General features: G+C 39.2%; 8 protein-coding genes and 1 pseudogene. 1 reads left to right on the top strand and 8 read right to left on the bottom strand.

The genetic code is table 11. The features are described 5' to 3' along the window. Window positions 1–411 precede the first annotated feature (411 nt). Window positions 412–900 (top strand): annotated as a pseudogene (locus EXT47_RS16290) (transposase); the annotation flags it as partial. Window positions 901–911: 11 nt separating this feature from the next. On the opposite strand, the gene EXT47_RS16285 reads toward EXT47_RS16290, so the two are convergent. The 8 genes from EXT47_RS16285 to gorA form a co-directional block, all read right to left on the bottom strand. Continuing rightward, a complete protein-coding gene (locus EXT47_RS16285; RefSeq protein WP_130127073.1) occupies window positions 912–1,688 on the bottom strand; it encodes a PP2C family serine/threonine-protein phosphatase in 777 nt (258 codons plus the stop codon). Further along, window positions 1,689–2,792 carry a serine/threonine-protein kinase gene (locus tag EXT47_RS16280; RefSeq protein ID WP_130127072.1) on the bottom strand — a complete coding sequence of 368 codons (1,104 nt, stop codon included), beginning with the start codon at window positions 2,790–2,792 and terminating at the stop codon, window positions 1,689–1,691. A 275-nt stretch (window positions 2,793–3,067) separates the two neighbouring features. Beyond that, on the bottom strand, window positions 3,068–6,862 hold the full coding sequence (locus EXT47_RS16275; RefSeq protein ID WP_130127071.1) for an SIR2 family protein: 3,795 nt from the start codon (window positions 6,860–6,862) through the stop codon (window positions 3,068–3,070). A 47-nt stretch (window positions 6,863–6,909) separates the two neighbouring features. Beyond that, window positions 6,910–7,326, bottom strand: a complete 417-nt coding sequence (locus EXT47_RS16270; RefSeq protein WP_130127070.1) for a hypothetical protein — start codon at window positions 7,324–7,326, stop codon at window positions 6,910–6,912. Further along, window positions 7,323–9,407 (bottom strand): integrase, encoded by a 2,085-nt coding sequence (locus EXT47_RS16265; RefSeq protein ID WP_130127069.1) that lies wholly within the window; start codon window positions 9,405–9,407, stop codon window positions 7,323–7,325. The genes EXT47_RS16270 and EXT47_RS16265 overlap by 4 nt, the downstream gene beginning before the upstream one ends. A gap of 122 nt (window positions 9,408–9,529) precedes the next feature. Next, a complete protein-coding gene (locus EXT47_RS16260; RefSeq protein ID WP_130127068.1) occupies window positions 9,530–11,122 on the bottom strand; it encodes a hypothetical protein in 1,593 nt (530 codons plus the stop codon). After that, window positions 11,119–12,345 (bottom strand): site-specific integrase, encoded by a 1,227-nt coding sequence (locus tag EXT47_RS16255; protein WP_130127067.1) that lies wholly within the window; start codon window positions 12,343–12,345, stop codon window positions 11,119–11,121. Before EXT47_RS16255 ends, EXT47_RS16260 begins: the two co-directional genes overlap by 4 nt. Before the next feature lie 93 nt (window positions 12,346–12,438). Further along, window positions 12,439–13,794 carry a glutathione-disulfide reductase gene (gene gorA, locus EXT47_RS16250; RefSeq protein WP_130127066.1) on the bottom strand — a complete coding sequence of 452 codons (1,356 nt, stop codon included), beginning with the start codon at window positions 13,792–13,794 and terminating at the stop codon, window positions 12,439–12,441. Window positions 13,795–13,802: the final 8 nt, after the last annotated feature.

Here is a 13,802-nt window from a genome sequence, read left to right as displayed (position 1 = left end):
TACTTAAAGCTGTGCCAGCCACAGCTTGTATTCCCATCGTCGGTATCACAAAACCCTAGTGTTGGGTATAAATAAAAAACGCGAGCTTGTCTGCCGCTCGCGTTTTATTTTTAAAAGATTATTTGATAATTAAATCAGTCTGTTATCTCATAGTAATAGTGTACTCTGTACATCCAAATCTGGAAACTCTCTGGAAATCTACACCCTACCTAGTCTAGAAGACTTTTCCAGAAAAAGTGAAAAATAGCAAAGAAATTTGGACTTTTTTGAGCTCTGGAAAATGATTTTCCAGACAAATGGGGGTCGGATTAGCTCGTGTTTTATTTATTTGTTCTGATAAATAGGTATGGACACCAAACCTACTGCTATTGGCGGAGAGCAGCTGACGGTCGGACAAACTCGTTTAGAACAAAAGCGTATGCCAGCATCTACCCGAATACAGAAGTGCAGGAATGTGTTATCCATCAAATTCGTAATTCAATCAAATACGTGGCCTCAAATCACCAGAAAGAGTTTATGGTTGACTTAAAGCCAGTCTATCGCGCAGTCAGTAAAGAAGCGGCTGAGCTGGAACTAGATCGTTTAGAGGAAAAGTGGGGGGAACAATACCCAATCGTGCTGCGCTCGTGGCGAGCCAAGTGGGAGAACTTGTCTGTTTATTTTAAATACCCTGAGTATGTTCGCAAGGCGATTTATACCACCAATGCGATTGAGGCAGAGCATCGTCAGTTCCGCAAATTAACGAAAACCAAAGGTGGCTTCTCAAACGAAAATAGCTTGCTGAAACTGCTTTATGCTGGGATATTAAATGCCTCAAAGAAGTGGACAATGCCAATCCAAAATTGGAACATGACACTGTCGCAACTCGCGATCCACTTTGATGGGTATTTGGATATTTAGGTGTTATCATCTTACACAGAATTTTGAACGCCCTCCCAATTAGATTGGTTTGATTTCCTTTTCTGGTTTTTAAATCGCACTGCGACCAGTGAGAAATCATCTTGAGGAACGTTGTTTATTACCCTTTTTTTAAGATTGCTACAAACTTGAAGTAAGTTTTCTTTGGTATTATTTCCGACTATTCTACTACCATCAAAGAAATCGTAAACACCATCTGAAACGAGTAAAATTGAACCGCCGTTAGATTCGTAAGTTTTAATGTCCAGTTTAAATGCTTTATTAGCTCTTAATGAATTAGTTAGTAAATTTCCCGAGTGATGGCCTTTTAGTTCAGAGCTGTTAAAAACACCAGAATCAATTAACTCTTGTTTTTTAGTGTGATCAGTTGTCAGCTTATCCGCTGATCTCCCTTTAATCATATAAGCCCTTGAGTCGCCAACATTTGCAATCTCCACTTTGTTAGTAGTAATTTTACAAATAACCAGTGTTGTAGCCATATCTTTTTTATTTATTTGTTTCTCAGCTTCAGCATTTATGTTATTGGATACTTTATTAAAAATATCTTCTAAGCTGCTTTCTGGGTTGTCTAATATTTCTCTCCTAACGGTTGATATAGCTACATTAGAAGCGGTACTGCCACCATTAGATCCACCCACACCATCGGCAAGAGCAATAAATATTGCATTTTTTGTTACTACCGCGGGTAAAATAGCATCTTCATTTTCCTTCTCGCAGCTCTTCGAGTGAGAAAATGCCACCACCTCAACGAGTTCAAGATAATGATCCATTTATTTTTCTCCTATTACACTATTAAAAGCAGTTCTAAGTTGTGCAATTGATTCATATCTTTCATTTCGCTCTTTTTTTGTGCATTTAGATATAATGTCTCCAAATACCCCAGCTGATGTTCTCTCGTCATAGGGTACGCCGAGATTCTCGCCACTTTCTTTAAATAAGAACAAAAGTAACACGCCTAATGAGTAGATATCTGATTGAACGTTAGCCACCCTAAACCCATTCAGAAAGCACTCTCTTGACATGTAGTGCTCGGTACCGTAAACACCCCATGTAGATGTAATATTAGTAGTGTTGTTTCTATCAACTGGTGAAATCAATCCAAAATCAGATACCTTATACTCAAAGCGCTTGTCGGCATAATCAAATCGTAGGATATTTCCTGGCTTAATATCACGGTGTGTGTGGCCTTTTTCATGCAATACCTCTAGGCCATTCAGTGTATCTAGAAACGCTTTTACTTTTGTATCAAAGTCAAAAGATAACCCAGCCTTACCCTCACCTCCTAGGTGACATGATGCAAGTGGCATCATAAATGAAGGAGAGTGTCCCTCTAAGTCTGAGTCTATCACTTGCACTATATTCGAGTGTTCAAAGCTACTTTGATACTCAACTTCTCTTTTAAAGCGCCTTTTAAGGTCTTTATCTCTATTTTCCTCACCTGTTAATTGAAGGGTTTTTCGAGCGACAAAAGTTCCATCTAGCAATTTTACTCGCTCTACAATACCAAAACCTCCTTTTCCTATTGGATGAGGTGAAGTATTTTTACATAACTGCTTTTTTATTTTTTTTTCGGTTAGGGAAGGATTTCTATTTTCAATCTTTATTAAGCTTGATTGGAGAGACTCAATAATTCCATCCCACATTACTTTTTTTTCGAGCTCAGTAAAAGATCTTTCATTCTCAACTAATTTATTTATCTTTACGTGTTGATACTCACGCCTAGTTTTTATTATGGAAAAAAAGACCCAAGGGCCTCTATTTATTTTGTTTTCTATGAGCTTAATAATGCTGTCTTTACGAGTTACTAATACCTCTGCAGCAAGTATTCTCCCGTAAAATTTTGCTGCATCAAATAACATTGGATACTGCTCCATAAGTTCCTCACTAAGAGTCTATTTATCTAATTGAATTTTTAGTGCTAAGCTAACCACGAACCTCGGTCTCTATAAGGAAAACTAGTCCAAATATTATGTTTGTATTAACAGCTAAGGCCGTAATAAAGCAGGCATGGTAAAGCTTACGCCGAGCTTTACCAGTCAGACAGTTAAACCAATAGCTGTTATCGATGTTATTATCTGAACAATAGAGTTCGTATTCATTATTCTTCCTTGTTATGTTCAAAGCGAAATATTCATAGTCTTTGTCTCTATCATATAGCTTCCTGAAGCTTGGTCAATTTTATAAATCGTTTATCGATACTAAGCTTCGGCTCTGCTTGCTCTATGATTTCTAACGCTTCTTTTAACTTATACGGAAGGTACTTAGTTTTTTCTTGGATTAGCAGGGAGCAAAGCTTTAATGTTGCTTCAGGATATTGTGACGCTATAGATTCTGAGTTGGGTTTTGATTTCGTAAATGTATATAACCAATGATTTTGAGTATCAAAAGGCGCAAGGCACCATTCTATTGCCCCTAGCAATTCTGGAAGATGTTTTCCTGAGTTTTCTAGTAGCCTAACCCAAGCTAAAGTCTGTATATTCGTAATACATACTCGCTCTCTAGGCCAGATTTTTTCAATCAGTGGTATCGCACAAGTTTGCCACCGAGTTTCATCTTTTTGACATACTAATCCGACGTAATGAATAGCTGCAGCACGCTCATTTTCTTTCATACCTCGAATGCAATTCCGAGCTTCGGAGGGCTTTATTTTATCTATGCCTTTGTAATCAGGCAAAGAGAGCTCAATGAGTTTGTCAGCCGCTAATTTCAGTAAGTTTCGTTCCCAGTTCCATTCATATACAGTAGGGAATAGCTTGATTATAAAAGGTCTAAAAGCAGAACTAACTTTTTCATGAGGTAGTCTGTTTGCACAAATGCCACTCCAAGATGGAGCCGCTAGCTTGTGTTCAAGGTTCAGCATAGATATTAGATTTCTCTCAGTCCAGTTAAAATCAATATAGTGTAAAAAGTTAATTTGATAACATAGTGAGGCTGCGGCGTACGCACATGCGATGTTCCCACTTGCTAGTAGTTGGTTAAATCTACTTAAAAAAACGTCTGGAATACCGTTGTTTTGAGCTAGCTTCATGGAATCTAGTTGATGAATTAAGGTATTTATCAATGTTCCAGCTAAGGAACTATATGCATCCTTGAATGTTATTTCTTTAAAGTAAGCACTAGCGGGTTTCTTTTTTGAACTTATTTGTTCAAAGCTTTCCGACTGCATTGCTTCAATACAATGATCAACTAGCTGCCAAGATAAAGCTGGGAGTTCATTTAAGTAACTTGAAAAATACTTCTCAAGCCATTTATGTAAAAAGAAGCGCAATTCAATTAAATGATTAGATGGGATTCTTTGAAGGCCCTTAAGTAGGGCAATGCGTTCTCTTTTGCTAGTTTTTTCTGGCCAATAGTCTAATAAAGCAGACCAAAACTCTATGGGATAACATCCTCCTTTAGCCTGATATGATAAAGCTAAAATAGCCCTTCTAGGATTACTTTTTACTAGCCCATTGAATGGCTTGTCTGCTACTAGACTTCCTGGTTTTCTATAGAGGAGCTGTTTCGAACGTTCAATGATGTCACTAATAGGTGTATTGCGTAACGGGGTTGCGTCATCATCAGTTGTGACTCTGTATATTCTGCTAGATGTTGTCTGCTCTAGCTCGGCTAAGTCGGCTTTTACTAATTCGTCCCCTTGTGTGTCTATCCTATTAATTTCATTTAAAAGTGGCTCTGGTAGCTCAAGGCTTTTCGACTTTAGCCATTCGATAAATGTACATATCAGCCTGAATTTAAAATGTTCATGCTCACCATCAGTCTCATAATTAGACTTGGGTGGCCCTTCTAGAATTCGCTTTGCTAACTTCTCCTTGTGAGGTTCTAGTAAATCAGACCATCTTTTTTGCAGCAGTTTAAGAATATCAAGCCGGTAGTTATCATCCCAAAAATGTTCTTGGTCTAATGACAGTAAGTAGTTTATAGCTTCGCTTGACGAAAATAACGAACTGTAACCGTAGGAAAATAAGGCCAGTTTTGTAAAATATATCGAATGCTCACATGTTAAGTTTAAACTCAGTGCTTTCGCCTGCAATGGAGCAAAGTCTACAAGCAATTGAAGCTTTTCAAGGAAAAAATAAAAAGCACTATGTTCCTGTAAGTTGTAATCGTCCTCTTCTGAAATGGCGTAGCAAGTTGGAATGATAAAGTAATAATCTTTATCTAGTGCTTTTGCTAAGTCATTGGCATTTCTAAGGTGTTGTAACGTAGCCAGCAAAATACGATATAGATATTTGGCAGGCACCTCAATATTGTGATCTAGTTGAAGTGGGAATTTGATTTCATAGTCAAAAATATCCCTTGTGTGCAGATCTTCCCAAGACTTCATTGGTGGCTTTGATGAGCTTAATCCTGTAGGAGGGGTGAGATAAATAAAGGGGGTCATTTCAGCTTCGAAGAATTGTAACGTAGTTGTACTCCAGCCTTGTGCTTTTAACACCTCTTCAAATCGGTTGTGGGAATAGGAGGGGTGGAACCTGCTATGCATTCCAGAATGTTGGGTGACTATGACATTAAGTATTTTTACTGCTTTGGGGGGAAGTTGTTTGTCGTTGACTAGCTTTTCAATTATTTCTTCCCTCAATATCACTGCTAACTCATGTTTTTGGGCTGCCCACCACGCGACTATTGGATTATTTAAACTTTTTACAATCCAATTTTTCAAGTACCAGAGTCTGGGAGATAATAATGACTGACTTGAATGTAAACTGAGGCTTTCTAGATCTAGAGAGTCAAAAGGTAACCAAGCTAAATAATTTTTATGAGGCAAGAGGGTACTTAGCTTTTCTTTTTCTTCAGGTCGCGGGGGGTCATCATCTAACCCATATTCAATAAATGGATCAAAGGTTTCAGCTTTTCTATCGAAAAACTCAGTGCAAGAACTAGCCGTTCGTGTTCTGACATACGCGTCAAATACACATAGCCATTCTGTTGTAGGTGCAGGTTCTACTTGACTGAACAACTTTGCCCCTGCCGTAGTTGAAATCAAATTTGCAACCTGACCTCTCTGAAAAGGTGATAGCTTCTTTGGGTCTGACTGGGCTAGCTTTAGAGTGTTATCTCGCCATTTTTGTTGATTATCAATTTTGTTGGCCCATACTGAAAGTGTGTCCCATAAGTCTGCATGCTCAGAGTATGCTACTCCTGTGACGCCACGATCGCGCCATTTACTCTCTACATTTTCAGTATCACCCTTATCAAAGGCAAAAATCTTTGAACGATCGAAGTCTTCGTTGTGATTTAACCCTTGTAAAAGGTATTTCACTTGGGGATCTTCGGCTTGATAACCCACTAGAACAAGCGTGTATGTATCTAGTAATTGTAAAATGAACTTCGTTGCCCATCCTTCGGCTAGGTACGCTCGACCAAAATCAGCACTACTTAAAATATATGGGTGTGTTCTTTCTGAAATATCTTTTAGCCTACCGTGTAAATAAACAACTCCTTCAAGGTTAACTCCAGATGCTAAATCAGGAAAAACGGGTGGCTCCCAATATGTTACTGTATCGTCATTTAGTTCGAATAACTTATCAAAGTTAGTAGTTACTACTTTCGGACTGCCATCTACATTTCTTGAAAGTCGTTTAATTATTCCATGTTCTTTAGCTCGACTACCAGAAGGTTCAAACTCAGAGAGTATCTTTGCAACTTTACGATTTACCTGATCTCGGCCATAGTCCTGATATAGCATGTGGAAAATTTGATCTAACGGAACTTTAGGATGAGAAAGGTGCCCATCACTTTGAAGCCATGGGGTAAACGCTTTGTGTACTTCAGAGTCTTCAGGAGGGGAGAAGAACTCCATTACTTGCTCAGTTAATCCAATAAAGTCAGGAAGCTTAGAGTTAAATGAAACTCCCGCCCCACAAAAGAAAACCACTTTACCGTGATCACATTTTTCTAAAAGGGTATCAGGAATGTTTGGACCATTTTCTGTAAATCGCATATTCGCTTCCTAGCTTTTAAGTTTAAAGTTTTCTGATTTAGAGCAGGTTACTTCTTCATCAAATGCAGTTCACACTCTAAGTCATTTATTCTTTTTAGAAATTGATGATTCGATAGTGCAAGAGCGTTGTGAGTAGCGGCCATTAGTGACATCTGTTCTTTGAGACTAACAACTTCATCGCGGTACTTTTCTTTTAATCGCTTTTCATTGGCAAGCTTTTCTCGTAGCTTGGTGACATCAGAGTTTTGCTGTGCTTGTTTTTTTGTGATGACTTTTGACTTGAGTTGCTTAATCTTTTCAATGACGTCTTTGTAGTAGTAAGCCGAGCCGTTACCGAGATTAGCTTCCTCTTCCACCGCAATCGCGCTTAACCCACGTTTGGCATCAATACGTATAGTGTTGCCAGAAAGTATTCTGTCAATGGCGTTTAGAAGCTCTAATCTTGTATTTTCTGACTTACTCAAATCTGTCTGATCTCAATTTCAGGTTTGTAAGGAGTGTAACTGATATCAAAGTAATCCATAACTTTTTCAGCTGCACGAAGCTGGGTAATGAAATGGCTTAGCTGTGACTGCGATAGTTTAGTATGCTCCTCCATTTCGGTTATGGTTTCAACAATCCATAGATGCCTTTTTTGCCAAGCTTGCGCTTTAGTCTCGTCAATAACGACATTCTCGCAGTTAAAGCAGTTGGTTGGTGATACAACCTTTTCCATTCGGCATTCATAGCCAGCCATACAGTATGAATGAAGTGTGCCAACGATAGACACTCGACCAGCTGAGACTTGCGCATACAAAGCATCCCAAGATGAGTATTTAACAGCGTTATTTTGTCTGTCTTTTACAACGTCTATGCCTTTTTTGCCAAATAGTTTGTCATCAGAGTTATACCACTGAAATAGCAATTGTGTAGTGACTTCTCTATCCACTTCTTGAAGTAAATTATTGAGTTCAGAATCTACTTTCACACGTTTAATTTTGGCAGCTATCCCTCCTTCTGCATACCATTGTGCCATTGGTAAATAAAGGTGTTTGTATTGCTGTTTAATGGCGACATCAGACAATAAATTATGACGTTTGCCAAATACGGCAAAAGTTCTTCTGAGCTGGTGTGTTGTGAGTGCCCAAGGTTTACCAACCATTATTTTTTGTTTGTAAGCATGTATGTTTAAGTTGGGGTTGATAATTGCAAACTCCTCATAGTCTTCTTCATTTACAATTGCATTAGACTCTGTGACTAGTTGTTTGTAGTGCAAAAAAATAGTTGTGCTACCAAGTATATTTGGCATTTTACTTTTGAGTCTTTGAATGAGCCAAATGCTTGAGGCGATCTCGTTATCAGCTCTATTCGCTGACAACATCAACTGCGTGCGCATATGTTGTGTCAGCGTTGCTGCTAATTCTATGGCCTTTTTAGTTATTGGTGAGGTTAGCCACTCTACTTTTTCAGCGACGGCAGGAGTCATTTTGCTATGTAGAGACTGAACAGAATAATATGTTTGTTCATTTAGCTGAAGAGTTTTGAAGCTATTTTCGTGTATGCCAAAAATTTCAGACCTTCTCATTCCAGTAAAAGCTCCACATACAGCAAAACAACAGACCTGAAGGTGCGTAAATAAGTTCGCAAACATCCCTCTACCGGTCGAAATTAGGTGTTCATATGGAGTTCCTTTTATATAGCTATTAATTATATCTTTAGGTTTTTGCGGAGTAGCTTTAGAAACCTCAATTCGATATTGTGGTGAGCTCTTTGTTATCCAATTCCATTGTCCTGAACTTATTTTATTATCAACGATAAGTTTAGCGACTTGGTAATTCTCGTATAGTTCAGTGTTTATATCCAATAATAGGTGTCTTATCGGATGGTAGTCTTCTATATATTTTATTGCTTTAGAATAAATTAATTGCATTAAACGTGATGGGATAGCGTAGTATTGCTCTTCCACTAACTTCGATGGACAGCCTAGTTTTCTTCCAATTTCCCGATTATGTTCTTTGTTGATTCGCAGTTTTATAGGTGAATCTTCACTAAGGGCTTCAATCCAGTTAATGACAGAGAATATTTTTGATATATAAGATGCACTCATTTTTAATGATTTTATGTGTTCACAATATCTAGAAAATTGAATTGGGTGATTAAGAAAACATATAGATTTAGCTTGGACTGACTCAAGAAATTTATATATTTGAGTTAAGTGCATGTTTCTATTTAGAAATGTAGTTGGCTTTATAATCATCCCTTTTCTGAAAGAACCAACAGCATAAAGGCTTAGAAATGCGAGTAGTTTTTGTTCAAAAAGAAGACTTTTACTTTCAAGGTGGTTAAATGTCGCACTTCTCTTTGTAATGACCTTTGCATCAATATAGCAACTAAGATCCCATGTATTGTCACCAAAAAAACTAATCGTACGTCCATCTTGATCTATCATTGCAGGGACTTTATTTAGCTCTTCAAAATTTTGTCTTTCATAAAGCTCAATCACCCTTTCAATTAATATATTATTTTCTTGAAGTAAATTTTCAGGTATAGATAGTAATGGCTTCATAGTAAATACTTCCTATATGGCTAGGTTAAGAGTATTGGGCCAAAAAGGGTGCCGCCCTTCGGTCATGAGTTTTTTCTCTGCTTGTCTTCGAACTTTTAGATCTATACTGAAAAGTACTTGCTTTATTTTTTTAGGACAGGCTCAAAGTTTTTTTGGAAGTGGGCAATATTTTGGTGATCTGATTGAGTATCCTTCAATGCTTCATAGAAACTCATCAGACACCAAATGTCATCTACTTCTTCTACCAGCACTTGGTTTGGGCAAGAAAAGCAATTTAATAAGTCTGCACAGGCGAGGTGGCTCATATCTATGTTATCGATAGACGCCTTTCGTCGAAAACGATTACCTTGACTATCAAAAGGATCTTTACATCCGGTGCCTAAAGATGTTTTTTGAGCGTTACCTGATTTAGCATATCGATTTACAAACTCCTCATAGGGTAGCACTTCAAGTTTCATTTGATTAAGAGTCAGCTTTCTTGCATCATCAATATCTCCACATTTTATTGCATTCTCTAAGGTATTTGCGGTGGCCTGTAGCTGAGCTAAGTTTTCTGATTCGTTCCCTTTACTGTAATGTTTTTGCACAACATTAGGAGTATTTCCAAGTAATTGTGCCGTGGTAAGTGCGTCTCCAGTTAATGCTAAGTAATTAGCAGCACCAGTTGCCCTAAAGCGTTTAGCTTCAGGCCTAAGTTCTTGGTCATTATCGTCAGTTAGTTCAAAGGTATTAATTAGCCAATTCATGTTTGAGCGAATATGGGTAGGGCAAAGAGGTTGATTCACTCTATCTACGCATTGATGCAGTAATCTGTTGGAGGTTGGAAACAATGTGCGTGTTAGGGTAATTAGATCATTGATAAAGTTAAGCGCGTGTTTTGGAATGTCAGTACTGAGATTATCGCCGATCTCAATGGTCACAAACTTATTTGCTCTCTTTTTTAGCGCTGTTTGCACAAACCATTTACCTTGCTGTCCTTTCTTTTGAGAAGCTTTTGGTATATCCATATCTCTGATTGTACTGGCGTTAGCCCAAGTATAGTAAGAGAGTAAGAAATAGGCTGCGCAGTAACATTTGGTAATAGCGCCATATACAGGAACATTTATATTGTTGAAAGAAAAGCTTGCGTGCTGTTCACGTCTTCCTGCTCGAATGTATTTATTAGGTGAGGTTTGAATTTGCTTTGAAAGCTGAAAATATAGCTCTTGCAATATTTTAATCAGCTTTTTCAGCTCTGATACTGAGTATGCTTGTGTGGCATTGACTTGGCTCCTAAATAGTTTGAATTTAGAAAACCAATCATCAACAGGGTTATCAAGCATCTTCATTATTGTGCGTAGGTTGCTTAGCTCACCTTTTGCTGAGTTTGAGCCCTTATCACCAACTCTGACACTATGAACTAGATGTGCTTCAAATGCACTGACACCCTCTTTTGAGTCTGGGTTAACAAGCATACTGTCGCAGACTTTCACGAATTTTGTGAGTACTCTATAAAGAGAATGTAGAGTTGTGTCAGAGTACTCACTGTTCTCCTTGAATGCCTGATACCACTTAATAACAAGTTCATCACGGTTAAGTAAATTCCCTTTACCAAGTTTGAAAATCGTGGGTACTCCTTTATATCTAAACCTTTCAAAGTCTGGGTATATAAATTGTTCACCATAGATGTTCAATTTAAGTTTGAGATCAATATTTAGCTTTGAATTTCTCTTCATTCTTGGCTCTTATTTTCATTAATAACCGAGTCCATTACTTGGTCTAAAAAACAAACAGCGCGTATAGATGCTTTGCTTCGATTTATAAAGTTTAGGTACCGCCACGTTGTTTTTTCGTCTTTATGTCCCATCCAGCCCATGATTAATGACATGGCATCAAAGGGTGATAACCCAATGTTTTCATCCAAGAGTGACGTTAGGCGAAAGGTACCGTAGGTTGCGCGTAAATCATGAGTTCTGTGCTGAAAATGTGCGTTGAGTTTATTTCTAATATGACCGCGAGCTAAGTTGAAATGACGCTGTATCGCGTTGGGATTATATGGTTTGCCTCGGTTGGTAATCAGCAATTCAGCAATTGGTTTCTCAGCTTTGCACTCTCTTTTCTGGCGCCTTTCACTAATCAGGTAACGGTACATTTTGTTCATTAGTACAGTTGGCACTTCGATGGTTCTGACAGAACCAAATTTAGTATGCACGCCATTGTTTGGCCCTATGCTGACTTGAACATGATATGTATCTGGGTTACACCTTTTAACTAGGCTTGCAGGGAAAGTGCAGGCCTCTTCAATACGCAGGCCGCACATAAGTTGCAATAGTTGATGGATTTGAAATTCAATAGGTTGTTCTTTGAGTGCTCGAGAATATAGCTTTACTTCATCTTCGGTAAGTGGATTTAAGCTTTGTTCTGGTGTTCGCCTTGGCACTTTGATCCTTAAATCAGAGCTCCTTACCACGTAATTACGATTGATATGTGCCAACATTCCAGTAGTTTTGATGCTAACAAATTCAACCTCAAAAGGTTTATTTTCTTTCGAAAACTCAATTAGCCCTTCGTAATATGCCCACTCGTAAAACTTTATAATGTGGTTCATGTAAACCGCTGCGGTCGAACTATTTAGCTCACCGGCTTTCACTGCTACCAAGAGGTCTTGGTTTCTAAAAAGGTATGTTGGCTTATTTGATTTGATGGTTGGAAAGTCTTTCCAAGAGAGTTTATGGTTTTTTAAAAACCGCCAATATCGGCTTATGGCACGCACATTTGAATTGATGTTTTTTGCGCGTTTTACGTTAATGAGGTGATTCATCCAAAGGTTTATTGGCGTGACGTATTCACCATTTTCATAAAAGGTTGGAAAGCCTTTTAGCTGAAAGCTTGATTTTGTCTCGCAAAACGGTGTTTGGATCTCAGTTTCAAAATCATCAGATTGAACAATTGTGAGCATAAAAAAGCTGACCAATAACTGTATGTTAATTGGTCAGCTTAGATAGTTTTCCAGAGTTAGCAAATGTAAAGTTTCACTTTTCCAGAGAGAAATTTACATAGTAACAAATTCCTCGGAGCCGGTTGGGTGTATTGCGACTACCGAGTCAAAGTCTGCTTTGGTTGCGCCCATCTTCATTGCGACGGCGAACCCTTGGATCATCTCATCTACGGCAAAGCCGATGCCGTGCAGGCCTACTACAGTTTCTTCTGGGCCTGCGCATACAAGCTTCATGCGACATGGTTGGCGGTGCTGAGTGACCGCGGTGTACATTGCAGCAAAGGTAGAGGTATAGACCTTGATGTTGTCTTTACCGTACTTTTCTTGCGCTTCTGGCTCTGTTAGGCCAATGGTGCCAATCGGTGGGTGGCTAAATACGACGGTAGGGACTAAGTCGTAATCCATTTTTGCGTTTGGTAATTCTGGATTAAATAAGCGCTCGGCTAGCATTCGACCTGCTTTTACGGCAACAGGCGTCAGCTCTATGCCACCATCCATAATATCACCGAGCGCGTAGATACCTTTGGCTGTGGTGTTTTGCCATTCATCGACTTTAATATGGCCGCTAGGCGTGGTCTCTACATCTGTCGCAGCGAGGTTGATAAGATCTGTCATTGGTTCACGGCCAATTGCCCAGATCAGTTTGTCTACGGTATAAGACTCGCCATTTTCAAGATGTAAGGTGACTGAGCCATCCTCTTCTTTGGTCACTGACTGTGGTACTGCGTGAGTGTGCAGCGTTGGGCCTTCTTTTTCCATTACCTCAGTTAAGGTTTCAACCAAGATAGGATCAAAATTACGAAGTGGAGCGTGCTTACGAACAAATAGGTGGGTTTCTGTGCCCAAGCTGTGCAATACGCCCGCAAGTTCTACCGCGATATAACCCGCGCCTACAACCGCTACGCGGCGAGGTTGCTCTTTAAGCTCAAAGAAACCGTTTGAATTGATACCATGCTCAGCGCCTGGAATATTGGGGATCGTTGGGCGGCCACCTACGGTAATGTTGATATGATCGGCAGTGTAGTGCTCGCCGTTGACCTCAATGGTGTTGTTATCAACAAACTTAGCAAAGCCATTGATCACGGTGACGCCATTTTTTGCTAGGTAGCCGTTGTAACCTTGGTGAATACGGCCAATGTAGGCTTCGCGGCTTTCTACCAGCTTACCCCAATCGAAGTTCTTTAGTTCAACATCAAAACCATAATCTGGTGCGTATAGTTTAATGGCTTCAGCAACTTGAGCGCCGTGCCACATCGCTTTTTTTGGAACGCAGCCCACGTTTACACAAGTACCGCCTAAGTGCTTTGCTTCTATTAATGCCACCTTGGCACCTCGCATCGCCGCTCGGTTTGCAGATGCGATCCCGCCGCTACCGCCACCGATTGCGATATAGTCAAAATGTTGAGCCATAAAAATTC

The organism is Pseudoalteromonas sp. CO342X (genome assembly GCF_004208915.1).
Classification (GTDB): Bacteria; Pseudomonadota; Gammaproteobacteria; order Enterobacterales; family Alteromonadaceae; genus Pseudoalteromonas; species Pseudoalteromonas maricaloris.
The sequence above is the reverse complement of the archived record's forward strand: the minus strand, read 5'-3'. Positions and strand labels throughout refer to the sequence as shown.